The following is a 26,636-nucleotide window of genomic DNA, read 5'->3' as shown; positions in this document are numbered from 1 at the left end:
GAGCCTACCACTTGCCCGCGCCCATGGAACACATGGGCGACAAGCTGGGCAAAGGCAGAAAAAATCGGGATGGTGTGACGCTCTCCACGGCTGCGGAGAGCCGGGACAGATCGGCCGAGGAAATTCTGACCACCCCCGGGCGGAATTCAAGGCAGAGCGGGCTTGCCTCCATGCGTTCGCCATCGCAGGGATGACGCCGCAGGGGCGGGGTCAGACGCCGGACCCGGCCATTTTCGAGAACCACGTCAAAAGAGTGCGCAGCGCTTGTCAGTCCGCATAGAGACCCGTTCTCGCGAAAACGCAGGGAATTGTTGTCGCCGCAGATGCCGATCGCATCGGGATCGTACGCCAGGAGCTCGCCCACGGGCGTCGCCACGCTGACCGGCTCCGCCGGTTCCAGGGAGCGAAGCACCCCGCTGTCGAAAAACGACACACCAATCCGCGCGGCGACGCCGCCCAAGGGAGTGGGTACGTCCAAAGTCGTGTCGGGCCACAGGGTCAGGCTGCGCAACGCTCCGGACGGACTGAAATACAGGCTGATAGCCAGGGTTTCGACAGGGCCCAAAGGGGTCTCCAGGGTCAGGGGAGTGGCCAGCTTGGCCTCGTCTTCCTGAGTCCAGTAGCCGCTCAGGGTTCCGTTCAAGGGAAAGATGCGCTTCAAGGCCCCGCTTTCATAAAACGAGACCTGCTCGGCGGGCAGAACACCTACGGGAGTGCACACCAGAATCTGCTCTTCCAGGGGAAGATTGCGGATCATGCCGTTCGGATGAAAGGAGATGGCAGGGAGCTGCCGCTTGCGCAGGGTGTTGGCGGTGAATTGGGGAACAAGCATCCCAAGAGGGGTGATGAGCGGACAGGCCCGAACGGCGATGCAGGAACGCACGGACCCGTCGGGGAAGAATTCTGTATCCGGAAGAGCGTCAATGGCCCCGAAGGGCGTGATGATGAGCGGCATGGCAGCCTCCTGTTACGGAAGACCAAAGCAGATCCCATGCCAGACATATCTCTCTGATTTTTAAGTGAAAGAAAAAGAAGCCCCCACATTTTCGTCATCTCTTACGCGACAAAAATGTGGATGGTTCCCTACTCTCCCCGTTTTTTGAGGAGCATCTGCCCGTGACGGGCCGCGCCATGAAGGCCCGTATCGAGAGTGGTGATCAGCCGGATGGGGACGTGTTCCAGAAGAGATCCATAGGCCGGACAGTCCCTAAATTCGCGCAGGAATTCTTCGCTTGAGACCAGAAAGGGATTTTTGGCCGCAAGCCCGCCACAGAGATTTACTCCGCCCCAAGCCAGGACGTACAAAACATAGGCCCGGCAGGCCCGGCCATAGAAGCGGGCGAACCAGCGCGTGGTTTCGCTGTCCGGGCCGATCTCGCGCGCGACCTCTTGAGGATCCAGCCGGCTGCCGGTCAAAAATTCGTGCAGAAAGGAGAGCCCCGGTCCCGAGACCATGATGTCCCCAAATCCATGAGAGTGGCCGGTTCGGGCCTGGAGAAATTCCTGAAATTCGAATTCGGGTCTGCTGACAAACGCCAGGGGCGCGTGGCCGCCTTCGGAAGGAAGGGGCAAAAAATCCCCGCCGGGCAGGGGCGCCAGGGCGCACAGGCCAAGCCCCGTCCCCGCCCCGACAGCGGCCACGACTCCGAACCGCGCCACGCCTTCCTGGATCGTCATGGCGGACTGCGCCGCGTAACGCGTCTGGCAACCCAGAGCCTGGGCCACGAAATCGTTGATCAGAACGGTTCGGTCCAGCGGCAGCACGACATCAGGATCGGCCAGATCAATGTTCCAGGAGGCGTTGGTCAGTCGGCACCGGACACCATCCTGCACGGCGCCGGCCACGGCCAGAACGATCCGCTCCGCGTCCTTGGGATCAAGCCCGAAGCCGGACTCCCGCAACCTTTCCAGCGCGTGCGCGAAGGACTGAACCGAAGCGGTCGGGACGCTGAACGATTCCAGAAGCCGCGGTTCCTGCCCGCTCATAACCTCGAAATGCCCGAAGCGGCTGTTGGTTCCGCCGATGTCCGCGGCCAGAATGTGCGTCATGATCTGATCTCCCGCTTTTTCGACCCTGTTCAGCGCGCTGCGACACGCATTCATTCATTGCACCATTGTTTCTCGCACGGAACGCCGTCTCCGTCGCCGTCGATTTGCACCCCCGGACAAGAGTCCAGATAAAACAGTGCTTCCTCGCAGGAGTTCATTTCCGAGCAATAAATCTTCCCTTCACACGCGAAGGCTTGAGCACGTGGGCTCTGCTGCTTGATATTTATAGCCTGAAAAATATCGGATGGCACAAAACGTCTTGCCCCATATGCTCCGGCCGCAATGAGCAGTACAAGAACAACGACAGGAAAAAAGGATCTCCGGGGGCTCTCATTTCTACGCCCCGGTAATGCATTGACGAAGTTCACATTCAGGGCGCGAGGCCCTTTGTCTCCACTGTTTCCGACTTCGTACGTGACCATTTCCCCGGCACGCGGCCGCCGACCTTTCTGCAAAGCGCTGATATGCACAAAGACTCTGGTACCACCGCCCGTCGGCGTGATGAATCCAAAACCTCGATCATCTCTCCATTCGGAAATCTCTCCGTGAAATCGCATGGCTGGCTCTGACTTTGAGGATTGATAAAAAAAGCCGGGTCAGTGCCCGGCTTGGATGTAAAATATTACCCTTATTTTGCCGCGCCCGCTCCGGCTTCGCGGATACGCTCGACCACATAGGCCACCAGTTCCTCGTCGGCTTCGTCGACGTTGAAACAACGGGCATCCTCGCCCATAAGGCCGCCAGGAACCCAGTCTCCGAGTTCCTGCTCGTCGCTGACCAGATCGTCGTAAAAGCAGACCGAAAGCCAGCGCTGTTCGGGATCGTCGTCGATGACGTCGATCAATGCGAAAAGATCCCGCCCCTGCTGCGCCGGATGCGCGCCGCGCAGGGAATAGGTGATGCCCGGACGGGCCTTGAAATCAAGGTTCACGCCGTTGACTGTCTCAAGAGTCTGTCTGAAAAGCAGAAATGCGGCCTTGGCGTCGCATGAATCCCACCCGGAAACAAACGCCTCCAGCTCTGCCGTCACGTTCTCCATTCGTACTCCCTTTTGTGATTATTCTTGAACTTCCCGCGACGGGGAAGTGAAGGAAATGCCCTGCCCCGACTGGGCTCCGATCATGACCGACTCCACCACCGGAGCATTGATCGGCTCTGCGGCCTCCCAGCGCACCAGAAAATTGGCACCCGAGCCGCCCTTTACGTCCTTTTCGGCCACCACGTAACGGAGGGAGGCCAGCGGTTTCATCTCCACGGGCACGTCAAGGTAGTGCCGGACCAGATGCCCATCGGTGTCGTAATAATCCACTGCCGTCAGCCTCAGGCTACCGCGCGGATCGGTATTGCGGATGGACAGGGTCACGGCCAGATTGAACGGCCGCTCCTTGTCCCCGGTATAGATGTGCGAATACACGGGCACATACAGGAGCTGCCCCGATGACAGGACCGGCCCGCCGCAAAATCCGGGCAGGGGGACCAACAGCAGAAACAGGATGATCCAGCGCATGAGTGTCTCCTTGGCGGGGCGAAGCGGCCCCAAAAAGAGCTACGATTCGATCTCACCCATCTTGGGAAGAAGGTTCTTGGGAGCCTCGGATTCGTAGCGGAAAGTGTGGCTGAACGGCGTCATGACGTCCAGGGCCTGCTCCAGGCTCGCGCCCTCTTCGATCAGCTTCTCGATCTTGGCGCGTTCCTTCCACATGTCGCCCAACGGATCGTGCTCCTTGTTCTTCACGGGCGCCACGACCTTGTCCCAATCGTAGGGGTCGGCTTTTTCCTTGGTCACGAGTTCCCAGTATTCACCGGGCTTGCGAGCCTTTGCAGGGCGAGAGGCAGTGGCCTCGTCCAGAATCTCGGAGAAACGCGGCAAATCCTCGTCCCAGAGGGCGATGACGGCCTCGGGCTTTTTGAGCACTTCTCCTTCCTTGCAGCGATAAACCAGATATGAGCGGGACATATTTTCCTCGTTGGCAAATGGTTAAAAAAATTCAACGGCCCATGCGCACCAGGGCCATGGACACCGCCGGGCGACTGTAGTCCATGCGCGTCACGCGCCCGCCGCTCAGGATGCCGATGATGCCCTGGGCGTAGCCGATGCGTTCGTTATCGGTCAGCCCGGCCCGCCGCACGGCCGGATCAAGTTCCAGCCCATCCTCCACCACCAGACGGGTCACGTCCGGGGGAAGTTCGAAGGCGGGGCCCAGTCCCAGGTACATTTCACGGCCGTCGTAAATGGCGCAGGCCGTCAGATTCATGTAGCCCGTATTCGATCCGGGCACTTCGATGAGTCCCGATTCCAGGGCCACGGACAGGGCGCAATCCGCAAAAGCGTTCCTGGCGCGGTTCTTTGCCCCGCGCAGAGTCTCTTCCAGGCCCAGGGGCTGATCCGGCACCTCGGAAGGGGCGGGCACAGGCACAAAGCGGGCCAGGGGGAAGGGCACGCGCATGACCTCGCGGATGGCCCCGAGCTTGACCGGATTGAGCGAACCGACCCGAATGACCAGCGCAGCATCGCAGCCAAGGCCGCTTTGGTTCTGCCGGGTCAAAACGTGATGACCTGCCACCCGGCTTCCATATAGGCGCGCATGGCCGGATGACCGCTCATGTCACCGATGAGCGCAATTCCTGCGGCTTCGATCTCGGAGGCAACGCCGAGCTTGACGGAGCAGGCCCTGCACGCGCCTTCAAGCAGTCCGGCTTCGCGGGCCTTGGCGAAAAGTGTGGACAGGGGGTGTTCGGGCTTGACCAGGGCCGGGGCCAGGGCCACGGACGCGCCTTCCAATACGATGCGGGCTTCGTGACCGCCGGCGTGCATATCGAGTGCGTTCAGGAGTACGTGGATAAAGCACATAGGGTCGCCGTTGAATACGAACAGGGCTGTTTTCATGACAACCTCCTTAGAATTTGCGGATCAGCACCACGCCGGTGAAAAGCAGGATCGCGCCCAGGATCCGCCACATGGATATGGGCTGGGCCGGGATCCCAAGCCATCCGAAATGATCCATGACCAGGGACATGCCCATCTGTCCTGCGATCAAGAGGGCCATGACGCTCATGGCGCCCAGACGAGGCACGGCGACGATGGTCATGGTCACGAAAAAGGCTCCCATGGGCCCGGCCAGCCAGGCCCACCACGGCAGGCCCATGATGATCTTCCCGTCGGGCCAAGGCAGACGCAGAGCCAGACACAAAAAACCCAAAGCCAGCGTGCCGGTCAGAAAAGAAAAAAACGAGGCCAGGTACGGACTGCTCATCATCTGTGCGGTAACAGCGTTCACGGCCGGCTGGACCGGCATGAGACACCCGGCCAGCGCTGTCAAGACGAGAATCAGTCCATCCATTGTTCCTCCTTGAAAAGCACCAGGATTCGGCGATTGCCGCCCAATGAGGGCTTTGATACGGTATGCGTCCGCACTGATCAAGGAGTGCGATCAACAACGGTCAGGGCCGCGCCCTATACACGTCCCGGGGAGAGAAAACATGCTCGAAATCCTGCGCAAACGCCGCAGCATCCGCCATTACACGCCTGAGGCCCTTGAACCCGAAGTCATGGAACTGCTGCGGGAAGCCGTGCTGCGCTCGCCGTCATCCCGCGGGCTCGACCCCTGGGAGTTCATTTTTGTCACGGACAAGCCCCTTCTTGAGGCCCTGTCCACGGCCAAACCCCACGGCGCGCACTTTCTGCGCGACGCGGCGCTGGGCGTGGTCGTGCTCGGTCACGAAGACAAGGCCGATACCTGGATCGAGGACTGCGCCATCGCCTCCATCATCCTGCAGTTGGCGTGCGAGAGCCTCGGCCTTGGCAGCTGCTGGGTGCAGATCCGCCTGCGGCCCCACGACCAGGAAAGAACGGCCGAGGACCGCGTGCGCGAGATTTTGCGCATTCCGCCCCATTTGCGGGTTGAATCCATCATCAGCATCGGGTATCCGGCCAAATCCCTCGCGGGTCACGCCCGCGAAACCCTCAAGGATCACACGATCAGGACCAACATCTACTCATGACCACAACCGCCGGTCCCATCCGTCACGACCGCTACCGTTTCTGCCCCGCCTGCGGAGCGCCCCTGGAGCTGCAACGCCTGCGCCCGGACGAACCACCACGCCTGGTGTGCTCGAAATGCTCGGGCGTGGTGTATCTCGACCCCAAGGTCGTGACCTGCGTCATCCTTGAAATCGACGACAAGATTCTGCTCATGCGCCGCAAGCGCCTGGACGACACCCACAAATGGCTCCTGCCCGGAGGCTATGTGGACGAAGGCGAGCCCGTCGAACTGGCCGCCATCCGCGAAATTCGCGAGGAAGTGAATCTTGACATCACCCTGGACGGGCTGGTCGGCGTCTTCTCCTACGCCGGATGGCCGCCGGTCATCATCGTCTATAGCGCCCATCTGGACAAAGCCGAACCCAGCGCGGGCGAGGAGACGGAGGATTTGGATCTCTTCTCGCACGACCAGATACCGTGGGACAAGCTGGCCTTTCCGAGCACCCGCGACGCCCTCTTGGCCTATGTGCAGGGGCGGACTTGCCAACCCATGCCGCTGTCCGTAAGCACTTTGACCCATAACCCGTAGACATCCCCAGCATTCAAGGATCACCATGGACACGCCATCCACGCCTTCAAATTTTTTGCGCGCCATCATCGAAGAAGACCTCAAGAACGGCAAGAACGACGGCCGGGTCTACACCCGCTTTCCACCCGAGCCGAACGGGTTCCTGCACATCGGCCACGCCAAGTCCATCTGCCTGAACTTCGGTCTGGCGCGCGATTACGGCGGACGCTGCCACCTGCGCTTCGACGACACCAACCCGGGCAAGGAAGATCCGGTCTACGTGAACTCCATCAAGGAGGACGTGCAATGGCTGGGCTTTGACTGGGGCGAACACCTCTACCATGCCTCGGACTACTTCGAGCGCCTTTACGCCTTCGCGGTAGAATTGATCACCAAGGGCAAGGCCTACGTCTGCTCGCTGTCGGCTGAAGACATGCGCCTGTACCGGGGCACGCTGACGGAAGCCGGCACGAACAGCCCCTACCGCGACCGCTCCGTGGAGGAAAACCTGGACCTCTTCGCCCGCATGCGCGCCAGGGAATTTCCCGAGGGCACGCACATCCTGCGCGCCAAAATCGACATGGCCTCGCCGAACATGAACATGCGCGACCCGGCCCTGTATCGCATCCTGCATCAGGAGCACCAGAACACGGGAAATGCGTGGTGCATCTACCCCATGTACGATTTCGCCCACGGCCTGTCCGATTCGCTGGAACACATCACCCACTCCATCTGCACCCTTGAATTCGCGGACCACAAGCCCCTCTACGACTGGATCCTCGACCAACTCGACGTTCCCAGCCGACCCAGGCAGTATGAGTTCAACCGCCTGAACATCAACTATACCGTGACCAGCAAGCGCAAGCTCAAGACCCTGGTCGAAAACGACGTGGTCGGCGGCTGGAACGACCCGCGCATGCCCACCATCTCGGGCTTGCGCCGCCGGGGTTTTCCGCCGGCGGCCCTGCGCGACTTTTGCGAACGCATAGGGGTCAGCCGCTCGGACAGCTGCGTGGACATGGGCGTACTCGAAAACTGCGTGCGCGAAAACCTGGACGCGGCCGCGCCCCGAGCCATGGCCGTGCTGCGCCCCGTGAAGCTCATCATCGAGAACTATCCCGAGGACAAGGAAGAATTCTTCGAGCTGGCCAACCATCCAAAAAACCCGGAGATGGGCAGCCGCAAGGTCGGCTTTTCCCGCGAGATCTTCATCGAAGCCGAGGATTTCATGGAAAACCCGCCCGGCAAGTATTTTCGTCTCTCGCCCGGCCGCGAGGTGCGCCTGCGCGGAGCCTATCTGGTGACCTGTCAGGACGTGCTGAAAAAATCCGACGGGACCATCAAGGCCGTGATCTGCACCTACGACCCTGAAAGCCGGGGCGGGGACGCTCCCGACGGCCGCAAGGTCAAGGGCACCCTGCACTGGGTCAGCGCACGGCACTGCGCACAGGCCGAAGTGCGCCTCTACGACCGTCTCTTCACGGTGGAGTCGCCGGGCAAGGAAGCTGACTTCCTGACCCAGATCAACGCGTCCTCCCTGGAAGTCCTGACCGACTGCAAGGTGGAAAAATCCCTGACCCAGGCCTCGCCCGAGGCCCGCTTCCAGTTCGAGCGGCAAGGCTTTTTCTGCGCGGACCGCCACGACCACGAACCGGATCGGCCGGTTTTCAACAGGACCGTCACGCTGCGCGATTCCTGGGCCAAAGTGACAAAATAGGCTGACGATGGGCAGGGCCGGGCGGAACCGACCGGGTCGGCCCTCTTTTCCTTTGTCCGCGAGGAGCTTGGGGGCGGGTTTATGATTCTTTACTCTCAACCTGAATTTTCGGCCCCCGCTCCCTGCCCCTACCTGCCGGACAGGACGCTGGTTTATTCCTTTTTTTTTGCCGACGGCTTGAATAACATCGAGCTTTCCTGGTTCCTGTCCCGAGGCTGGCGCAAGTTCGGCCATTATTTCTTTCGTCCGGCCTGCCCGGATTGCAGGGCCTGCACCCCCCTGCGCGTGCCCGTGCGGCGCTTCCTGCCCAGCCGCGGACAGAAGCGCGTGCTGCGCCGCTGCAGCCATCTGCGCGTCAGCTTTGGCCCGGTTCGCTACGAAAAGGAACTTTTTGACCTGTATCATACACATTCCCAGGTTCGTTTCGGACAAGAAAGCAGCTTCGACGAATTCATCGCCAACCTGCATTCCTCGCCCTGCCCGAACCTGCTTGCCCGCTACGAGGAAAACGGACGCTTGCTGGGGGCCGGATATCTGGACGTTGGCAGCGATGGACTGAGTTCCGTCTATTTCGTCTTCGATCCTGCGGCGTCGCCCTTGAGCCCCGGCATCTTCAGCGTACTGCGCGAGATCGAGGAGACGAAAAAAAGAGGGCTTTCCCACTACTACCTCGGTTATGTCGTGCCGGGATGCGAGCGCATGGCCTACAAGGCCGGATTCAATCCGCACCAGGTGTTCAGCTGGGAAGACGGGCTCTGGCGTGAGGCCGGCAAAGAACCGGAATCGCCGTCTCCGGGCATCCTGCATCCATTCTCGGGGTAGACAGGTCCGAATTAGGGATTAAAATCTCATCGTAATTTTGCGAAACAAGGAGCCGCCATGGAAAATAGAACCGTTTATTTTGACAATAATGCCACCACCCCCCTGCATCCGGGCGTGAAAGAAGCCCTGATCGAGGGCCTCGAAATATTTGGAAACCCTTCCAGCATGCACGGCTTTGGCCGTGAAGCGCGGGAAAAAATCGAGGAGGCGCGGGAAAAAGTCGCGTCTTTCATCGGTGCCGACGCTGATGAAATCCTTTTTGTCGGCAGCGGCTCCGAGGCAAACAACACCGTGCTGTCCCTGCTGCATTGCGACAGCACGCGCTGCTCGTGCGCTTTGAGTGGCCGCAGCGGCCTTGTGACCACGGCCATCGAGCATCCCTGCGTGCTGAACACCGCCCGCGATCTGGGGCGCAAACGTCACGAAGTGACCTATCTGCCCGTGGACAAATACGGTCGCATCGACCTCGAAGAACTGCGCCGGGCCGTGACGGACAAGATCGGCATGGTCTCCAACATGATGGCCAACAACGAGATCGGCACCATCCAGGACATCAAGGCCGCAGCGCGCATCGCCCATGAAGGCGGAGCCCTGTTCCACACCGACGCGGTGCAGGCGGTAGGCAAGATACCGGTGGACGTGCGCGACCTGGACGTGGACTTTCTGACCATTTCCGCCCACAAGCTTTACGGACCCAAGGGCATCGGCGCCTTGTACGTCAAAAAAGGCGCCCCCTACTGCCCCCTCATTCTCGGCGGGCACCAGGAGCACGGCCGCCGCGCGGGCACGGAAAATTCCCTGGGCATCATCGGCATGGGCAAGGCGATCGAGCTGCGCGGCCTGGAGATGGAAGAAGAGGAAAAGCGTCTGCTCGAACTCAAGAACATTTTAAAGGACGGCATCGCCAAAGCCATTCCCGACACGCTCTTCATGGGACACCCCGAGCACAGCCTCCCGGGCACGCTGAGCGTCTCCTTTGCCGGGGCTGAGGGAGAAGCCATCCTGCTGTACCTCGACCTGGCCGGAATCGCCGTATCCACGGGCTCGGCCTGCGCATCGGGCTCTCTTGACCCGTCCCATGTCATCATGGCCACCGGCGTGCCGGTGGAGAACGCTCACGGCTCCGTGCGCATCAGCCTGGGCCGGGAGAACACCCTGGAAGACGTGCACTACATGCTCCACCACCTTCCTCCCATCATCGACCGCATCAGGACCATGTCCAGTGCGTACAGGAGAAAATAACATGGCAAAATGGACCTATTCGGACAAGGTGAAGGACCACTTCATGAACCCGCGCAACATCCTGCGCGAGGACAACGAGGCGGACTTCCACGGCATTGGACAGACGGGCAACATCAAGTGCGGCGACGAGATGATCGTCTACATAAAAGTCGACCCGGACACGCTGACCATCACCGACTGCAAATGGCGTACGTACGGCTGCGCCAGCGCCATCGCCAGCACCTCCATCCTCTCCGAGATGGTCATCGGCATGACCCTGGACCAGGCCTATGCCATCACCGCCAAGGACATCTTGAAAGAGCTGGACGGCCTGCCCGACAACAAGGTGCACTGCTCGGTGCTTGGCGACAAGGCGCTGCGGGCAGCCATCGACGACTATTACCGCAAGAACGGCATGGAAGACCGCGTAAGGACCAAGGGCGCGAAAGTCGTCTGCCAGTGCATGCAGGTCACGGACGAGGATATCGAGCACGCGGTACTCGACGGGGCCAGGAGCTTTCTCGAACTGCAGGAGATGACCAAGATCGGCACGGACTGCGGCGAATGCAAGGAAGAGGCGCAGAACGTCATGACGGGCTATATCCAGAAGCATTTCGGGCTGTAGACGGCTCGGGGGAGGGCGATCATGAAAATTCTGGCCTTCGGCGCAACCGGTTTCGTAGGCGCTCATCTTGTGCCTCATCTCCGAGAGCGCGGCCACGAGGTTACCGTGGTCGCCCGTTCCGGAAAGACGAGATTCTCCCCCGAGGTGCCTGTCGTAAAAGCCGACCCGGTCACGCCGGGGCCCTGGCAGGACCTGGTCGGCGACCACGACGCGGTGGTCAACCTGGCCGGTAGCCCGGTCATGACCCGCTGGAACAAGGCCGGGAAGGAAGGCATCCTGCAGTCCAGAATCCTGAGCACGCGGCACATTGTCGACGCTCTGGCCCGCACCACGGGAAAGACCCTGCTCTGCGCCAACGCCATAGGCTTTTACGGCGACGGCGGGGACAGCGTCTGCACCGAGGAAACCCCGCGCGGCAACGGTTTTCTGGCCGAGGTCTGCAAAGCCTGGCAGGCCGAGGCCCTGCATGCCCAGGAATTTGGACATCGGGTTGTCATCCCGCGCATCTCGGTCGTTCTTGGCCATGGCGGCGCGCTGGCCAAGATGATGACACCCTTCTCCCTGGGGCTTGGAGGCAGGATCGGCAATGGGCGGCAGTGGTTCTCGTGGATACACATAGATGATCTGACCAGGGTCATGAGCTTTTTGCTCGAAACGCCGGCAGCCTCTGGCCCGTTCAACGCCTGCGCCCCGGGGCCCGTCACCAATGCCCGCTTCACGCAGGCCCTGGCGCAGGCTCTGGGCCGCCGCGCCATCCTGCCGGTGCCGGCCTTTGCGCTGCGCCTGGTTCTGGGCGAAGCGGCCGGCATGCTCCTGACCGGTCAGCGCTGCCACCCCGAGGCGTTGAAAAGTCTGGGCTTTGCCTTCGACTACCCGGACATCGACGCTGCCCTGGCCCACATCGTGCCCGCATTCAAGGCCGCCCGCTCCGCCTGATTTATTACAACTCGCCACGCTTCTTGTTTTTTAGGCCTCCCTGGCTTAACAAACAGGAAGCTTTTTTCATTCCAGCTCCTTTTTTCAAGATCGCAACCTCATGGAGACGCAATGGGCAACGCGCCACGCCTCGATACTTCCGTCACAACCCTTGGCCCATGCAAGGTCGACAATCCCTTGCCCTACTGCCACCATATCGACGACGCTATCAAGATGCCCCTCTATCTCTCCAGCGAAATCCTCGACGGCGCGACGTCAAACACCGTCTGTGAATTCGAGGAGGCGGGACCAAGGCAGAAAATCTATTTCGACCCGCCCAAGACCAAATGCGCCATCGTGACCTGCGGCGGCCTGTGTCCGGGCATCAACGACGTGATCAGGGCCATCGTCATGAGCGCCCACCACAACTACCACATCTCCGGAATCTACGGCATCCGCTACGGCCTGCAGGGCTTCATCCCCAAATACAAGCACGATGTCATGGAACTGACCCCGGACAGCGTCAGCGACATCCATGAATTCGGCGGCACGATCCTGTCCTCCTCGCGCGGGCCGCAAGCCCCGGAGGAGATCGTGGACGCGCTGGAGCGCATGAACATCTCGGTCCTGTTCATGATCGGCGGCGACGGCACCATGAAGGCCGCCAGTACGGTAACCAAGGAGGTGCTGCGACGCGGGCTGAAGATCTCGGTCATCGGCATCCCCAAGACCATCGACAACGACATCAACTTCGTGACCCGCTCGTTCGGCTTCGACACGGCCGTCGAAAAGGCCACCGAGGCCATCCGCTGCGCCCACATCGAGGCTTTGGGGGCGCCCGCCGGCATCGGCATGGTCAAGCTCATGGGCCGCGAGTCGGGCTTCATCGCGGCCCAGGCAAGCCTGGCCTTGAAAGAGGTCAATTTCGTGCTGGTCCCCGAAGCGCCTTTTGAACTGCACGGCCCGGAAGGATTTCTGGCCCAGCTCAAGACCCGCCTGGAGCAGCGCCAGCACGCGGTCATCGTCGTGGCCGAGGGAGCTGGGCAGGACCTGTGCCACATCGACAATCAGGTCGATCTTTCGGGCAATCCCATCCTGGGCGACATCTGCGACGTGCTGCGTTCGGAGATCAAGAAATTCTTCGCGGCCACGGATTTTCCCTACACCCTCAAATACATCGACCCCAGCTACATCATCCGCTCCATCCCGGCCAACTCCAACGACCGCATCTACTGCGGCTTCCTGGGCCAGCACGCCGTGCACGCGGCCATGGCCGGCAAGACCGGGATGGTCGTCTCCAAGCTGCAGGAGCGCTACCTCTACCTGCCCCTGGAACTGGTCATCGCCAAGCGCCGCAAGCTCAATATCTTCTCCAACTACTGGAGATCAGTCATGGAATCCACCGGACAACCCCAAGCCATGTTTAACTGCGCCAAACAGGCATAGAAGCTCATGAAACGTATTCTCGCCATCGCTTTCATTCTGGCTCTGGCAGGCGGTTACTGGTTCATGCAGAACCGCGATCGTTTTTTCCCCAAACCGGTCGCCACGGAAGTGGCTCCGCAGCGCTGGCAGGTCGGCACAGGCCAGCCGGCTCCGGCCATTCCGAGCCTCCCCAACGCGACCATGCCCGAAAACGGGACTAACGCCACTGCCGGCAACGCCACCGCGGAAGGCAACGGCACCCGGCCTGCCTTCCCGGCCGACGATATCGTGCGCCATGATTTCGTGGAGGACCTGAGCGGCTATCTGGTCGACCGCTACCTGCCGGGCGGGACCAAGAAAAATCCCGGATCCGAGGGCCGGTTCGACCTCAACGTCAAGTCCGTGAACATCCGCTACGGAGTCGATTTCAATGGATTAAACGTCGATCCGGCCGACACTCTCGGAGCGCGCAAGGTCGTCTTTTCGCATGTGCTCAAGGAGCCGGTGCTTGATTTTCTGCACGCTGCATACACGCCGCTCTTTCTGGACAGCCTGGAGCGGGCCCTGCAGTCGACCACCTATCTCCTGCCTTCCGGACAGATGTCCGTGGTCAGCGAGGCGCAGCGCAAAGAGATGCTGACTCTTTTGGCCGCGCGGCTGAAGACCATCGGCAAGACCGTCTCCTCCCTGGCCAGAACAGACTCGATCCGGCTTTTGGTGACGAAATATCTTGAAGATATGGAGAGTGTCAGTCAGGCGCATCTGGCGTTCTGGAATTTGCACGGGCAGGAGGCGTCCATCTCGGCCAAAAACGAGGCCAGCGCCCGCATCAAGACCACCATCCAGACCCGCGAGATCTCGCGCCAGCGTCTCCTGCAAGCCATCGTCAGCGCTTCGAACCCGCAGGGCATGGACGCGTCGGAGCTGATCTATCTGGCGCAATGGGTCTATCGGCGCAGCCTGGAGGATCCGAGTGGACTGGGGAGCCTGGCCAAGGCCGGAGAACTCCTGGTCAGGACGGCGGAGGCGGTGCACGAGCGTTCCCTCGAGCCCCAGCCGGAGGTGGAGCAGGTGATTACGGACAACGGCACCCTAAGCGAAGGGCAATAATCAGGACAAAAAACTCTTGTCGAGGCGGCAGGACTGAACCACTTCTCCTCCTGCCTCGTGCAGAACGAACTCTATCTCGCCCCGGCGGCCTAGCCGGGGCGAACATTTATCATTGTTCCACAAGGTCATCCAACCCGGTCCCCACTCTGAATAGGGAAAAGCCAAGGTCCCGATGCGGTACAATTCGTCGACTCTCCAGCCAGCCGCTTCAAGCTCTGCCCGCTTTTCCCGAAACCAGGCCAGGGATCGTGCGTAGGCCCGGGCCAACTCCTTGGTAACCTTCACGTTCTTCAACAATTCCCCGGTCGCTTCCAGCTCCTGTTCAAATGCGGACATGCTTCTTCCTGCTTACGTTCATCAGTGACAGACAGGATGCGTGTACTGCACCCCGATCCCGAAACGGGTTTGTTCCTTATAGCCCAGATCCCTTGTCCAACACACCCTGCCCTGGGAACTCCTGTGCGCGGCCAGTCCCGAAACTTCCGGATGAATGTTCAAAAGCTGGACATAAATCCTGGTCCCGGTCTTGATCGGGGCGCTGGCCTCCATGCACAATCCGCCTTCGCCCATATCCACCAGCCGGGCCTCGCTATATTCTTCGCTGCCGAGCAGACTGAAACGCACCTTGAGTTCTTTTCGCTGGCGCGTGAATTCTCGCCTGTTTGCCTTGTTTGTCATCGCCCCCTCCTCAATCTTTCGGATGAATCACCTAAGCTATTAACTCATCCGTAAAAAAAGAAAAGGGCGCGATCAGCCCAGTTCGTCCGGCGCGATCAGCCCAGTTCGTCCGGCGCGAGCAGCAAAAACTCCTGCGCCCTCAGACACTGCGTCAAGGCGCCATCACCCTCGATGCGCGTGCCGGAAAAGGTGCCGTCGTAGATGATTCCGCGCCCGCAACTCGGCGAACGCGGTTGCAGCACGGCCGCCCGGGCTCCGGTCAGACGGGCCACGCGCAGAACCTGCTGGACCCCGCGCTCGAAGGCCTCGGTCAGATCCGCTCCGTCCCTGGTCACGGCCCGGCCATCAAGCAACTCCACGGCCGAACGGGGCGTGGGCAGGCCGCCCAACTGCTCCGGACAGACAGGGATCAGGACATGGTCCTTTGATAAGGCCATGACCCTCTCGTCCGTCTCGCACCGCCCGTCATAGCGGCAATAGATTCCCAGCAGACAGGCGCTGACCAATATCGGCCCGCAGACCTTCAAATCCGTTCTTGTCATCGTTTTCCCCATCCTGTAGCCCTTTGAACGCGATAATTCGCATTAAAATAACGTGAAATTCCGGAGGGTTCATATTCATGCTCCAGTCCACCATCGCCCAGATCCGCCCCCTTGACCGCGCGTATTTCGCCCAAGCTCAGGCCCACCTGGATTCCCAGACTAAACCCAAAGGCAGCCTCGGCGTCCTGGAACAGGTCGCCTGCAGGCTGGTGGCCATGGCAGGCGGGGAAGCGCCCAGGGTCGACCCGGCCCGCATCTACACCTGCGCCGGGGACCACGGGGTGGCGGCCCAGGGCGTGAGCCTCTTCCCCCAGGAAGTGACGCGGCAGATGGTCGCCAATTTCGTCATGAACGGCGCGGCTATCAACGTCCTGACCCGCACCGCCGGAGTGGACCTCAAGGTCGTGGATGCCGGTTGCCTGGGCGGCAAATTCCCCGATCATCCGGCCCTTGTCCAGTGCAAGGTCGCGCCCGGCACCAAAGACCTGAGCACAGAGGCGGCCATGAGCCGCGAGGAATGCGTACGCGCCCTTGAAAACGGAATCGCCCTGGCCAAAGCCGCCCATGCGGAGGGCATCGTGACCCTCGGCAGCGGCGAGATGGGCATCGCCAACACGACCCCGGCCACAGCCCTCTTCTGCGCCTATCTGAACCTGGCCCCGGCAGCCATCACCGGCCCCGGCACGGGGCTTGGGGCCGATGGCGTGCGCCACAAAATCGCGGTCATCGAGAAAGCCCTGGCCCTGCATGAACCGACGATCGCCAAGGCCGACCCACTGGACATCCTGGCCTGCCTCGGAGGGTTTGAAATCGCAACCCTGGCCGGGATGATCCTGGGTGGCGCGAGCCTGGGCATGCCTCTGGTCATCGACGGTTTCATCTCTTCCAGCGCCTATGTGGCGGCCCGCGCCATCTGCCCGCTCGTGGCCGAGTACGCATTCTTTTCCCATGCTTCGGCAGAACCCGGGTTCGCCGCCGTCATGAACCGCCTCGATGCAACTCCCCTCCTGCACCTGGGCCTGCGCCTCGGAGAAGGCACCGGCGCGGCCATGGCCATTTTCATCCTGCGCAGCGCGGCCAATCTCTACACCGATATGGCCACGTTCTCAGCCGCGGGCGTAAACAGCGGCGAATAAAAAGGGCCGCAAGAGCCCGGGCCAAAATGTCAAAAGGGCGGGCGGAGAAACCGCCTGCCCTTTTACGTTGCAAGATAAGCCAAGGTCCGCCTCAGACCGCAGCGCCGCTCCGGTAGACCTCGTCCAGAATTTCCTTGCCGCCATCGGCCAGCACGGCCTTGGCCACTTGGGCGCCAAGCTCGACGGCCGCATGGGACAAAGCCGTGGCCTGCCGACGAATGACCCGCTCGCCGCAAAGATCGGCAACCAGGCCCGTGAGGGTGATCTCGGTGCCGCTGAGGGTCGCATACCCGGCGATGGGCACCTGGCAGCCTCCGTCCAGGCCGAAGAGAAAGGACCGCTCCGCTTCTACGCAGATCTTTGAGGGCGCATGGTCCAAAAAGGCCAGCAGCTCGTCCAGCTGCGGACGGTCGGCGCGGTATTCGATGCCAAGCGCCCCCTGGGCCACGGCCGGATAGAACATGGGCGGTGCCAGTTCCTGCATGTGCGGGGCGGAAAGTTCAAGACGGTTCATGCCCGCCGTGGCCACGATGATGGCGTCGAATTCTCCGGCCATGAGCTTGCCCACCCGCGTGTCCAGATTGCCGCGCAGGGAGAGGATGCACAGATCCCGTCGCAACCCCATGAGCTGGGTCTGACGACGCAGACTGCTCGTCCCGACCCGGGCTCCGGCCGGCAGCGACGCGATGTCGGGATAGTTGACGCTCAGGAAGGAGTCGGTGGGCTGCTCGCGTTCCGGGATGATGCCGAGCTTGAGGCCTTCAGGCAGCTGGGCAGGCACGTCCTTCATGGAATGCACGGCGATATCGGCCTCGTCCGCCAGGAGGGCTTCCTCGATCTCCTTCACGAAAAGGCCCTTGCCGCCGATCTTGGCCAGGGGCACGTCCAGGATCTTGTCGCCCTTGGTCTTTATAATGTTCAGTTCGACGGTCATGCCCGGATACTGGGCGCGAAGCAGGCCTGAAATGTGATGCGCCTGCCACAGGGCCAGCTTGCTGCCCCGGGTAGCGATGCGAATGGTGTTCATCAAAAATAAATCCTTACATTTTAGCCGCAGCTGGAACAATTACCGCCGGCACAGCTGCCGCAACCGCTCTTGCCTCTGGTGGTGATGGCGCTGGCAGAGGGCGAGCCCATGACGATGGGGCCTCCGGTCCGGAACACGCCACGCGAGATGAGCTTGGTCGTGTCATTGGCGCCGCAGGCCGGACAGACGGGTTGCTCCCCGCCGAGAACGATTTCCTCGAATTCCTTGTGGCAGGAATTGCAGACATATTCGAAGATGGGCATGTTTCCTCCTTATGGTTGCTCCGAACCCAGAAAAGGCTCGAGCTCCGCAACCGCTTCAAACAGATAATAATCCACCAGGCCGCACAGGAGGTGGCCGATGGCGCCATGAATCTCCTGGACCAGCGGCGTCCTCGTGTCCGGCACGATGAGGGTGTGATGACAATGGGCAATCATGGCTCCACCGCTGCCTCCACCAAGCCCGACCGTGACCAGTCCGTTCTCCAGTCCCACGCGGAGCGCCTCGTTGACGTTGGCGCTCCGGCCCGAGGTGGAGATGCCGATCAAGACGTCCCCTGGCCGCCCCAGAGCCTGGACCTGCTTGCTGAAAATCTGATCGAACGAATAGTCGTTGCCGATGGCGGTCAGGGCCGATGTGTCCGTAGTCAGGGCGATGGCCGGCAGAGGCGGCCGCTCCATCATGAAGCGGTTGACCAGCTCGGCTGCGAAATGCTGCGCATCGGCGGCGCTGCCGCCATTGCCGCAAAAAAGGATCTTGCCGCCGGCCGCAAGGCTCAGCGCCATGGCCCGCGCCACTTCGGCCACCTGCGGAGCGTTGTCGGCAAAAAAAGTCTTTCGCAGCGCCGCGCCGTCATGCGCATGGTCCGTTATGATCTTGTGCACCCGCTCCGTCATGGACACCTCCCGTGCTCTTTGAACAGGACCATGGTTTCTAAGTCCCCCCCCGGCCTTTGGCAAGGTTTTCTTCCTCGTTCCCGACCCGAGCAATTCTACAAATATGTGAATTTGCAGCTCGGAGTGTCTCCTCTTTTTGACAATTTCGACATCCTACCCCTACGTAAATGCCCATAAATCCTCTCCCGGAAATACCTCTCTATCCGAATTGTCAAACTCCGGCGCACGTTCAAGGACGGCATCCCCTCTCCGTGCAATCCAGGCATAATGATTGCACAATCAACTCAGGGCTAAAGGTGCTGAATCACGGAGTTCTTTCGCGAGGGCCGCAATTTCATCAAAAAGCGCGCACGCACCTAAAATAACTTTCTTTTTTTGATTTTCTCCATTAAGAAAATCATCACTTTGTAACACTTACTTCATGGAGGTTGTTTGTGAAGAAATCCGCCCGTGTTTTACTTGCCCTGGTATGCGTGCTGCTCTTTGCCGCGGCCGCTGGAGCCGAGTCCATTAAAGTCGGCTTCAACATTCCGCTGACTGGCGACATCCCGAAAGTGGGTGAAGAATCAAAGTTCGCTGCAGAAATGCTGAAGGAAGATATCAACGCCGCAGGCGGCCTTGAAATCGGTGGCAAGAAGTACCCGCTTGAATTCATCTACGAAGACAACGAATCCAAAGCCGAATCCGCCGTCTCCGCGGCCCTGAAGCTCATCGAGCGCGACAACGTGCTGGCCATTGTCGGCCCAAACTCCAGCAAGCAGGCCGTTCCGGCCGGCCAGGTCTGTGACGACAACCAGACCCCGATGATCTCGCCCTGGTCCACCAACCCCGACACCACCAAGGATCGCCCCTGGGTTTTCCGCGCCGCCTTCCTTGATCCCTTCCAGGGTCCCGTGGCCGTCGACTTCGCCATGGAACAGTTCGGCGCCAAGAAGGCCGCCGTCCTCTACGCCCTCGACAACGACTACTCCAAGGGCCTGGCCGAAATCTTCCGCGACGACTTCAACGCCAAGAACGGCGCAGGCGCGGTCGTGGGCTTCGAATCCTACTCCTCCAAGGATCAGGACTTCAGCGCCCAGTTGACCACCATCCTGGCCGCCAAGCCCGATTTCATCTTCCTGCCCAACAACTACAACGAAGTCGCGCTGATCATCAAACAGGCCCACGACCTCGGCTGGAAGAACCCCTTCATGGGCGCCGACGCCTGGGGCAACTCCGAACTGATGGCGCTGTGCGGCGACAACTGCAAGGGCCAGTACTTCTCGACCCATTATGCGGCCGCCGGCGCCACCGGCGAGACCAAGGTCTTCATCGACCGCTACAAGGAAAAATACGGCTATGAGCCCGCCGACGTGGCCGCGCTGACCTGGGATGCGACCAATCTGGTCTTGAAGGCCATCCAGAACACCGGCGGACTGTCCGGCAAGGTCCGCGACGACCGCAAGGCCGTCCGTGACGCCATGGCCGCCATCCCCGAATTCCCCGGCATCACCGGCAACATGAAGTTCGACGCCGAAGGCGACCCCATCAAGTGCGCGGTGGTCGTCAAGATCAACGAGCAGGGCGAATTCGTATTCACCAAATCCGTTTGCCCGTAACAAATCGATCAAAGTGCGCGGGGTTTGAACTCCGCGCACTTTTTTTGTTTCAAAGCCCGCCTGGGCCTTTCATTGTCAACAGAAGTCAACGGGACACTGGACTCATAGGGGAAAACTCGTGCTCGCAAGTATTATCCAGAACCTCTTCAACGCGTTTCAGTGGGGCAGCTTCTACTCCCTGATCGCGCTTGGCTATACGCTGGTGTACGGCGTGTTGCGTCTGATCAATTTCGCGCACGGCGATATCTTCATGGTCGGCGCCTATATCGCGTTCTTCATCGCCACGGCCATCCTGGGCATGGCGGTCTCGCTCCCTGGCTGGATGGTTTTGGCCATGGTCATACCCTTGACCATGATCCTCACCGCCGTCGTCGGCGTATCGCTGGAGCGCATCGCCTACCGGCCGCTGCGCCGCAAGGGCGCACACCGCCTGTATGTCGTCATCACCGCGCTCATGTGCGGGCTGGTCCTTGAAAACGGCAACCTCGCGCTACTCGGGGCAAGCCGCAAAAGCTTTCCCGAACTTGTGGACAAGGTCGTCTACACCGTCGGCGATCTGAGCATGACCAACCTGAAAATTGGAGTCGTATTCTCGGCAATCCTGGTCTTTATTTTTCTGCATTTCATCGTCACCAAGACCAAGATCGGCATGGCCATGCGCGCCATCTCCTACGACAAATTCGCGGTGCCACTCATGGGCATCCCCATCGATACGGTCATCGTCTTCACCTTTATCCTCGGTTCCTCTTTCGCCGGGCTGGCGGGTCTGCTTTTCGCCCTCTCCTATCCCATTCTGGACCCCTACATGGGTGCGATGATCGGATGGAAAGCGTTCATCGCCGCCGTGGTCGGAGGGATCGGCGACATTCGCGGGGCCTTCCTGGGCGGTTTTCTCCTCGGTTTCGTGGAAATTCTCGTCGTCGCGGTTTTCCCGTCAACCTACAGGGACCTGATCGCTTTCGCCATCCTGATGACCATCCTGTGCATCAAGCCCACAGGCATGTTCGGCGTGGCAGGTACGACCAAAATCTAAAAGCGGATACAGAGTCGGATCGAGCGTTCTCTTCTTTTTCACTTGGTACTCGAGGAATTCAATGCGAAAATTAACCGTCCCCACGCTCCTGTTGGCGATAACCGGTGTGATAGTGTTCATGTCCCATCAGGAATACATCGACCTGTACATCCAGTCCGTCATCATGTTCATGGGCGTGAACATCATCCTGTCCACCAGTTTCAACATCGTGAACGGCTACATGGGCGAGTTCGCCTGCGGGCACGCCGGGTTCATGGCCGTGGGCGCATACGTGACCTCCGTCGTCAACGTGATGCTCTTCACCGACGACAAGGTCTTCGGCGCCGCGCTGCTGCCTCCGGAAACGGCCGTCTATCTCTTCCCCTTCACCCTGCTGATCGGCGGAGCGGCAGCCGCGGTGGCCGGCGTACTGGTGGCCATCCCCTCGTTCAAGACCCGCGACGACTACCTGGCCATCATCACCATCGCAGCCAACTTCATCATCATCAGCACCATCATCAACATCGACAAGATCGGCGGCGCCAGAGGATTCATGGGCATGAAGAAGGTGCTCTTCGCCATGACCGACAGCTACGACATCCCCTGGATTCTGCTCTGGGTCATGATCTTCACTTTCGGCACGGTATTCATCATCCGCCGCTATGTGACCTCGACCTACGGCAAAGGCATCATCGCCATCAAACAGGACGAAGTGGCCGCGGAAATAATGAGCGTCAACACCAACAGGATGAAGCTGGTGGCCTTCATGCTCTCCAGCGGCCTGGCCGGCATCGCGGGCGGCCTCTTCGCGCACATCCTCGGCTACATCAACCCGAACTCCTTTGGAATTCTGAAATCAACGGAATGCCTCGTCATGGTGTACCTCGGAGGAATGGGCTCGCTCAGCGGTTCGGTCATCTCCGCGATCCTCTTCACTCTGCTCCTGGAGTCGTTGCGTTTCATCATTCCCTGGATGGATACGGCCATGCATTACATGCATCTGCTCCCTGACAGCTATGAGCTGAGCCAGGTCTGGAAATGGGTCATCATTCCCCTTATCCTCATCCTGCTCATGCAATTCCGGCCCGAAGGCATCATGGGCAATCGGGAGTTGTCCGACGTGTTCCCCAAACTCAAAAAATTCTACTCATTCAAGTAACACGCTCACAACAGCGACAAGCGATCGTATTCATCATCCGGAGCTTCTATGTCCCTTTTGCAGATTCAAAACATGACAAAAACCTTCGGCGGCCTGTGCGCGGTGTCGGACTTCTCCATTGCCATCGAGGGAAACGAGCTCATGGCCCTCATCGGCCCCAACGGCGCGGGCAAGACCACGGTATTCAATCTGGTGTCCGGGTTCTATTCGCCGACGGAAGGGTCTCTGGTCTTCAAGGGCAAGTCCCTGGCCGGTCTCAAGCCGCATCAGGTCACCGCCCTCGGAATAGCGCGGACCTTCCAGAACATCCGCCTCTGGCACGACATGACCGTGCTCGAGAACATCCAGATCTCACAGCATTACAACCTCGGTTACAATCTTGTGGACGCCTTTTTGCGCACCCGTCGCTACATGGGCAACGAAAAGCGCATCGCCGACCGCGGCTATGAAATCCTTGAGGCCCTTGATCTCAGGCAATTCGCCGAGGAAATGCCCAAGAACCTCCCCTACGGCCTGCAACGACGTGTCGAAATCGCGCGCGCCCTGTCCATCAACCCCGCGCTGCTGCTGCTCGACGAACCTGCCGCCGGACTCAACTCCTCCGACGTCAACGACCTGATCAAGCTCATCGGCTGGATTCACAAGGAATTCAAAATCGCCATCTGGATGATCGAACACCAGATGGACGTGGTCATGTCGCTGTGCTCCTGGATCAAGGTCGTCGATTTCGGCGTGACCATCGCGGAAGGAACTCCGGAGCAGATCCAGAACAATCCGGATGTCATCAAAGCTTATCTTGGAGACGAGAATATCTAATGCTGCTCGAAGTCAAAAATCTCTATGTGAAGTACGGCAATATCGAAGCCCTGCACGGCATCTCATTCACCGTGGACAAGGGTGAGATCGTCACCCTGATCGGCGCCAACGGCGCGGGAAAAACGACCACCCTGCACACCATCACCCGCGTCCCACCGCCGGAAGGCCCGAAAATCACCCAGGGCGACATCCTCTATGAGGGCAAGAGCATCATCGACACGGAAGCGCACAAGGTCGTGCAGGATCTCAAAATCGCGCTTTCCCCCGAAGGCAGGCACATCTTCGGCAATCTGACCGTTGAAGAAAATCTGCAGCTGGCGACCTACGCACGCAAGGATAACGATCAGATCCAGGTGGATTTCAAGAGGGTCTACGACCTCTTCCCCAGGCTCTTCGAGCGCCGCAAGCAGCGCAGCGAATCCCTGTCCGGCGGCGAACAGCAGATGCTCTCTGTGGGCCGTTCGCTCATGACCGGAGCCAACTTCATCATGCTCGACGAGCCCTCCATGGGCCTTGCGCCGCTTCTCATGTACGACATGTTCAGGGCCTTGAAAGAACTCAATTCACAGGGCATGACGCTGCTGCTGATCGAGCAGAACGCGCGCATCGCCCTGCAGTTCGCGCACCGGGGCTACGTGCTCGACACCGGGGCCATCGTGGCCTCGGGCAATGCCAAGGAGCTGATGAACAACCCCGATGTGAAAAAAGCGTATCTCGGGGGCTGACAGCCGCGGCGTGTCCCGTTTTCCAACAAGCCCGGGCGTCATGCTTGGGCTTCATTTTTTTGGACGGATCGAAACATGAACCACGAAAACATCATCCTCATCGGCATGGCCGCCACCGGCAAGTCCACCCTCGGCAAACGCCTGGCCAGGCGGCTGAATTGGGCCTTCGTGGATACGGATCTGCTCATGGAAGCTTGGTGGGGCGCTCCTCTGCAGCAGATCAGGGATCATCTCGGCCTTGAGGCTTTTGTGCTGGCCGAAGCGCAGCAGATCCAGCGCCTGCACCTCAAACGCTGCATCATCGCCACGGGCGGCAGCGTGGTCTATTCCGAGGACGCCATGACGCATCTGCAAGGCCAGGGACACATCGTCTACATCGAGACCTCCTTTACAAGCATCTCCCGCAGGCTGACCAATCCGGCCTCAAGAGGGCTTGCCATCGGCCCCGGTCAGACCCTCAAAGACCTTTACGACGAGCGCGCCCCCCTGTATGCACGCTTCGCCCAGCTGACGGTGAACACCGACGGAGCGAGCCCGGAAGAATCCTGCTCCGCCATCATCGAGGGCCTTTCTCGAACCGCACAGGAATATCCGTGATCAAAAAAATACTTCCCGCCCAGGCGTACCGAAAACTGGCCAGTCTCTACGCCGACATGCAGAGCAGCTACTCCGCCCATGCGCAGGCTTTGGGTCTGAGCTGCGACGGTTGCCTGCAGAACTGCTGCACCAGTTTTTTCCAGCATCACACCCGCATCGAATGGGCTTATCTGCTTCACGGCCTTAGCGAGCTGCCGTCCGACCGCAGGGCCGTCTACGAAGAGCGGGCGCGCGCCTATGTGCGCGATGCCACCGCCGCCCTCTCTCGCGGCGAGCATCCTGCCATCATGTGCCCACTGAACGACGATGGGCGCTGCGGCGTCTACGCCCACCGGCTGATGATCTGCAGGCTGCACGGCGTACCCAACAGGCTGCGCTACCCGAATGGCCGCAGCGTCGACTTTCCGGGCTGTTTCCGCAGCCAGGAGCTATGCGCCGAGAGGGATTCCTTCCCGGTTCTGGACCGCACGACGCTGTACACGCGGCTGATGGAACTCGAAGTGCAGTTCGTCGGCCCCCGGCAAATCCGCGCCCTGCCCCGGGTTGATCTCACCCTGGCCGAGATGATAGTGCAGGGCAGTCCCAAGTTATGATGACCACGGTGAAATACAAGGAGACGAACATGCGTCCACGGCTGATCCTGTCGCTTGCGGTTGCCTGCCTGCTTATCGCGGGCTGTGCCCATTTGAGCGTCGTGCATCTGGACAAGAACCCCTGGACCCTCGGTCAGCAGGAGACCCTTGTCATGCGCTACTGGGAATTCTCCTACTCGAGCCGCCTGGAGGAAAACACGTTGATCATTTCCGGCACGGCCAAACCCGTGGCCGGAGCGATCCCCGAATGGGCGACCTGGATCCAGGACCTGTGGATGCAGATCTACCTGAGCGACGACCAGAGCCGCGTCCTGGCCAAGGACCTGCGTCTTTACCTGCCCACCGGCCTGGACCACGAAAAGGGCGTGCCCTTTGAATTCCACCTCACGCCCGAATCCTTGGGCTCGTCCGGTCCCCTGTACATCTCTTTCGGATACCGCATGGAACTGACGGCGGAGAAAAACACCCTGGGCGCGGGCGCGCCCGGCAAGGTCTTCTTCGCCAGCCAGGGGGCGCTCTTTCAATAGTCCCTCCCCTTCGCACAACACAAAAAGCCCCCGCAAGCAGCACAACTTGCGGGGGCTTTTTTCGTATTATCCCATCCTTCGAACATTTGCCCCGCATGGCCGGGCCTGTCCATGGGGCTTTCGTCTATCTTCACGACAACAAAACACGTTCCACCAACGCCTCAAAGACCGTTGTCGTCATGGTCTTGAGGCTCGTCGGCTGTCTGACTGAGCCAGGCATCGTTTGGTGAATCGTTGCCTGACGCGCGGCATGGATTTTTCGCCTGGCACGCAACGATTCAACTCTACGAGGCCGGTGATGGAGTTCCGGCGGGACTCAAGGCCATGACGACAGCGGGCCGCATGCCGCAACCGCCAGAATTAAAAACCCATCAGTTCATGGCCCCGTGCTCGCCCTGCATCTGCAGCTTGAGGGACTGAACCAATTGCTGCGCCTTCTCCGTTGTTTTCCATTCACCGTAAATATGCATCCAGTAATCAAACCCGTAGATCTTCTGCATGAGCTGCTCCTCGTGCAAGTCCACCCAGGTGTCGAACAGATACATTTCAACGGAAAAATCCTTGCTGTCCAGGACCTTAAGAACGGTGTTGGCCGGAAATTTCTTGCCTTCATAATTGACCTGAAGAAACTCGACCACGGCTTGCTGAGACAATTCCGGGGACAGGGGACGATCTTGCACGCTCTCCGCCAGTTCCCAGAACTCAGGAAATTTGGCCTGCATTTGTTTTGCCTGCTCTTCAGTCAATTGAATATAAAGATTCCCGTCCCGCTCTTCGATAAAATAATAACGAAGCCAAAATTCGAAATGAAAAACCTGAGCCATGTCGTTCAAGGCGTTGTGCGGAATTGCCATTTTTTCTCCCTGTAGCGTTATTACCAATTATTATTCTTGAAT

General features: G+C 60.0%; 34 protein-coding genes. 18 read left to right on the top strand and 16 right to left on the bottom strand.

All coding sequences use genetic code 11. From position 1 onward, the window contains the following. Positions 1-4 precede the first annotated feature (4 nt). The 9 genes from DBAC_RS02825 to DBAC_RS02785 form a co-directional block, all read right to left on the bottom strand. The gene (locus tag DBAC_RS02825; protein WP_012805754.1) at positions 5-955 is read right to left on the bottom strand and encodes a hypothetical protein; all 951 of its coding nucleotides are present in this window, start codon (positions 953-955) and stop codon (positions 5-7) included. Between the two features lie 128 nt (positions 956-1,083). Continuing rightward, the gene (locus DBAC_RS02820) at positions 1,084-2,049 is read right to left on the bottom strand and encodes a glucokinase (RefSeq protein WP_012805753.1); all 966 of its coding nucleotides are present in this window, start codon (positions 2,047-2,049) and stop codon (positions 1,084-1,086) included. 50 nt (positions 2,050-2,099) lie between these two features. After that, a complete protein-coding gene (locus tag DBAC_RS02815) occupies positions 2,100-2,606 on the bottom strand; it encodes a cold shock domain-containing protein (protein WP_012805752.1) in 507 nt (168 codons plus the stop codon). A gap of 71 nt (positions 2,607-2,677) precedes the next feature. Further along, positions 2,678-3,088 carry a hypothetical protein gene (locus DBAC_RS02810; RefSeq protein WP_012805751.1) on the bottom strand — a complete coding sequence of 137 codons (411 nt, stop codon included), beginning with the start codon at positions 3,086-3,088 and terminating at the stop codon, positions 2,678-2,680. An 18-nt stretch (positions 3,089-3,106) separates the two neighbouring features. Then, entirely contained in the window at positions 3,107-3,556 is a 450-nt protein-coding gene (locus tag DBAC_RS02805) for a DUF3124 domain-containing protein (protein ID WP_012805750.1), read from the bottom strand. Positions 3,557-3,595: 39 nt separating this feature from the next. Beyond that, on the bottom strand, positions 3,596-4,006 hold the full coding sequence (locus tag DBAC_RS02800) for a hypothetical protein (RefSeq protein ID WP_012805749.1): 411 nt from the start codon (positions 4,004-4,006) through the stop codon (positions 3,596-3,598). A 31-nt stretch (positions 4,007-4,037) separates the two neighbouring features. Further along, a complete protein-coding gene (gene yjjX / locus DBAC_RS02795; RefSeq protein ID WP_143890771.1) occupies positions 4,038-4,613 on the bottom strand; it encodes an inosine/xanthosine triphosphatase in 576 nt (191 codons plus the stop codon). Next, complete coding sequence (locus DBAC_RS02790; RefSeq protein ID WP_012805747.1) at positions 4,592-4,936, bottom strand: hypothetical protein; 345 nt, start codon at positions 4,934-4,936, stop codon at positions 4,592-4,594. The genes yjjX and DBAC_RS02790 overlap by 22 nt, the downstream gene beginning before the upstream one ends. Positions 4,937-4,946: 10 nt before the next feature. Continuing rightward, positions 4,947-5,390, bottom strand: coding sequence for a DMT family transporter (locus tag DBAC_RS02785; protein ID WP_012805746.1), 444 nt, complete (start codon positions 5,388-5,390; stop codon positions 4,947-4,949). A 139-nt stretch (positions 5,391-5,529) separates the two neighbouring features. On the opposite strand from DBAC_RS02785, the gene DBAC_RS02780 reads away from it, so the two are divergent. From DBAC_RS02780 to DBAC_RS02740, 9 genes are all read left to right on the top strand, one after another. Continuing rightward, complete coding sequence (locus DBAC_RS02780) at positions 5,530-6,051, top strand: nitroreductase family protein (RefSeq protein WP_012805745.1); 522 nt, start codon at positions 5,530-5,532, stop codon at positions 6,049-6,051. Beyond that, positions 6,048-6,620, top strand: a complete 573-nt coding sequence (locus DBAC_RS02775) for an NUDIX hydrolase (protein WP_012805744.1) — start codon at positions 6,048-6,050, stop codon at positions 6,618-6,620. The genes DBAC_RS02780 and DBAC_RS02775 overlap by 4 nt, the downstream gene beginning before the upstream one ends. A gap of 25 nt (positions 6,621-6,645) precedes the next feature. Then, the gene (locus tag DBAC_RS02770; protein ID WP_012805743.1) at positions 6,646-8,316 is read left to right on the top strand and encodes a glutamine--tRNA ligase/YqeY domain fusion protein; all 1,671 of its coding nucleotides are present in this window, start codon (positions 6,646-6,648) and stop codon (positions 8,314-8,316) included. 81 nt (positions 8,317-8,397) lie between these two features. Beyond that, positions 8,398-9,138: an arginyltransferase gene (locus DBAC_RS02765; RefSeq protein ID WP_012805742.1), complete on the top strand. Its 741-nt coding sequence runs from the start codon at positions 8,398-8,400 to the stop codon at positions 9,136-9,138. 57 nt (positions 9,139-9,195) lie between these two features. Then, positions 9,196-10,380, top strand: coding sequence for a cysteine desulfurase family protein (locus DBAC_RS02760; RefSeq protein ID WP_012805741.1), 1,185 nt, complete (start codon positions 9,196-9,198; stop codon positions 10,378-10,380). 1 nt (position 10,381) lies between these two features. Next, positions 10,382-10,984 (top strand): iron-sulfur cluster assembly scaffold protein, encoded by a 603-nt coding sequence (locus DBAC_RS02755; RefSeq protein ID WP_012805740.1) that lies wholly within the window; start codon positions 10,382-10,384, stop codon positions 10,982-10,984. Positions 10,985-11,005: 21 nt separating this feature from the next. Continuing rightward, positions 11,006-11,920: a TIGR01777 family oxidoreductase gene (locus DBAC_RS02750; RefSeq protein WP_012805739.1), complete on the top strand. Its 915-nt coding sequence runs from the start codon at positions 11,006-11,008 to the stop codon at positions 11,918-11,920. Between the two features lie 111 nt (positions 11,921-12,031). Continuing rightward, positions 12,032-13,345, top strand: coding sequence for an ATP-dependent 6-phosphofructokinase (locus tag DBAC_RS02745; RefSeq protein ID WP_012805738.1), 1,314 nt, complete (start codon positions 12,032-12,034; stop codon positions 13,343-13,345). 6 nt (positions 13,346-13,351) lie between these two features. Further along, the gene (locus DBAC_RS02740; protein ID WP_012805737.1) at positions 13,352-14,434 is read left to right on the top strand and encodes a hypothetical protein; all 1,083 of its coding nucleotides are present in this window, start codon (positions 13,352-13,354) and stop codon (positions 14,432-14,434) included. Here the strand turns inward: DBAC_RS02740 and DBAC_RS02735 are convergent, their stop codons facing one another. From DBAC_RS02735 to DBAC_RS02725, 3 genes are all read right to left on the bottom strand, one after another. Continuing rightward, a complete protein-coding gene (locus DBAC_RS02735) occupies positions 14,435-14,770 on the bottom strand; it encodes a hypothetical protein (RefSeq protein WP_012805736.1) in 336 nt (111 codons plus the stop codon). It lies immediately after the preceding gene. Between the two features lie 21 nt (positions 14,771-14,791). Beyond that, positions 14,792-15,112 carry a PilZ domain-containing protein gene (locus DBAC_RS02730; RefSeq protein ID WP_012805735.1) on the bottom strand — a complete coding sequence of 107 codons (321 nt, stop codon included), beginning with the start codon at positions 15,110-15,112 and terminating at the stop codon, positions 14,792-14,794. Between the two features lie 95 nt (positions 15,113-15,207). Continuing rightward, a complete protein-coding gene (locus DBAC_RS02725) occupies positions 15,208-15,654 on the bottom strand; it encodes a 2-thiouracil desulfurase family protein (protein WP_012805734.1) in 447 nt (148 codons plus the stop codon). 77 nt (positions 15,655-15,731) lie between these two features. Here DBAC_RS02725 and cobT point away from each other — a divergent pair, with 77 nt between their 5' ends. Next, complete coding sequence (cobT, locus tag DBAC_RS02720; RefSeq protein WP_012805733.1) at positions 15,732-16,790, top strand: nicotinate-nucleotide--dimethylbenzimidazole phosphoribosyltransferase; 1,059 nt, start codon at positions 15,732-15,734, stop codon at positions 16,788-16,790. A gap of 91 nt (positions 16,791-16,881) precedes the next feature. Here cobT and hemC read toward each other — a convergent pair whose 3' ends face one another. From hemC to DBAC_RS02705, 3 genes are read right to left on the bottom strand one after another with little or no spacing between them, the layout of a single operon-like run. Then, positions 16,882-17,817 (bottom strand): hydroxymethylbilane synthase, encoded by a 936-nt coding sequence (gene hemC, locus DBAC_RS02715; RefSeq protein ID WP_012805732.1) that lies wholly within the window; start codon positions 17,815-17,817, stop codon positions 16,882-16,884. A gap of 20 nt (positions 17,818-17,837) precedes the next feature. Next, positions 17,838-18,080, bottom strand: a complete 243-nt coding sequence (locus tag DBAC_RS02710; RefSeq protein ID WP_012805731.1) for an FmdB family zinc ribbon protein — start codon at positions 18,078-18,080, stop codon at positions 17,838-17,840. Between the two features lie 9 nt (positions 18,081-18,089). Further along, a complete protein-coding gene (locus tag DBAC_RS02705; RefSeq protein WP_012805730.1) occupies positions 18,090-18,713 on the bottom strand; it encodes a D-sedoheptulose 7-phosphate isomerase in 624 nt (207 codons plus the stop codon). 434 nt (positions 18,714-19,147) lie between these two features. Here DBAC_RS02705 and DBAC_RS02700 point away from each other — a divergent pair, with 434 nt between their 5' ends. The 8 genes from DBAC_RS02700 (at position 19,148) to DBAC_RS02665 (ending at position 25,740) form a co-directional block, all read left to right on the top strand. After that, positions 19,148-20,311 (top strand): ABC transporter substrate-binding protein, encoded by a 1,164-nt coding sequence (locus DBAC_RS02700; protein WP_012805729.1) that lies wholly within the window; start codon positions 19,148-19,150, stop codon positions 20,309-20,311. A gap of 118 nt (positions 20,312-20,429) precedes the next feature. Then, the gene (locus tag DBAC_RS02695; protein ID WP_012805728.1) at positions 20,430-21,344 is read left to right on the top strand and encodes a branched-chain amino acid ABC transporter permease; all 915 of its coding nucleotides are present in this window, start codon (positions 20,430-20,432) and stop codon (positions 21,342-21,344) included. A gap of 61 nt (positions 21,345-21,405) precedes the next feature. Next, on the top strand, positions 21,406-22,482 hold the full coding sequence (locus DBAC_RS02690; RefSeq protein WP_012805727.1) for a branched-chain amino acid ABC transporter permease: 1,077 nt from the start codon (positions 21,406-21,408) through the stop codon (positions 22,480-22,482). Positions 22,483-22,530: 48 nt separating this feature from the next. Then, on the top strand, positions 22,531-23,298 hold the full coding sequence (locus DBAC_RS02685; protein WP_012805726.1) for an ABC transporter ATP-binding protein: 768 nt from the start codon (positions 22,531-22,533) through the stop codon (positions 23,296-23,298). Beyond that, positions 23,298-24,023: an ABC transporter ATP-binding protein gene (locus tag DBAC_RS02680; protein ID WP_012805725.1), complete on the top strand. Its 726-nt coding sequence runs from the start codon at positions 23,298-23,300 to the stop codon at positions 24,021-24,023. The genes DBAC_RS02685 and DBAC_RS02680 overlap by 1 nt, the downstream gene beginning before the upstream one ends. 75 nt (positions 24,024-24,098) lie before the next feature. Further along, positions 24,099-24,620 (top strand): homoserine kinase, encoded by a 522-nt coding sequence (gene thrB / locus DBAC_RS02675; protein WP_012805724.1) that lies wholly within the window; start codon positions 24,099-24,101, stop codon positions 24,618-24,620. Next, entirely contained in the window at positions 24,620-25,213 is a 594-nt protein-coding gene (locus tag DBAC_RS02670) for a hypothetical protein (RefSeq protein WP_043811547.1), read from the top strand. Before thrB ends, DBAC_RS02670 begins: the two co-directional genes overlap by 1 nt. 29 nt (positions 25,214-25,242) lie before the next feature. Next, on the top strand, positions 25,243-25,740 hold the full coding sequence (locus DBAC_RS02665; RefSeq protein ID WP_143890769.1) for a hypothetical protein: 498 nt from the start codon (positions 25,243-25,245) through the stop codon (positions 25,738-25,740). 371 nt (positions 25,741-26,111) lie between these two features. Here DBAC_RS02665 and DBAC_RS02660 read toward each other — a convergent pair whose 3' ends face one another. Further along, complete coding sequence (locus DBAC_RS02660) at positions 26,112-26,594, bottom strand: hypothetical protein (RefSeq protein WP_012805721.1); 483 nt, start codon at positions 26,592-26,594, stop codon at positions 26,112-26,114. Positions 26,595-26,636: the final 42 nt, after the last annotated feature.

The sequence above is a fragment of the Desulfomicrobium baculatum DSM 4028 genome (assembly GCF_000023225.1).
GTDB classification, from domain to species: domain Bacteria; phylum Desulfobacterota; class Desulfovibrionia; order Desulfovibrionales; family Desulfomicrobiaceae; genus Desulfomicrobium; species Desulfomicrobium baculatum.
Note: the sequence above shows the minus strand (reverse complement) of the source record. Positions and strands in the feature narration are given on the sequence as shown.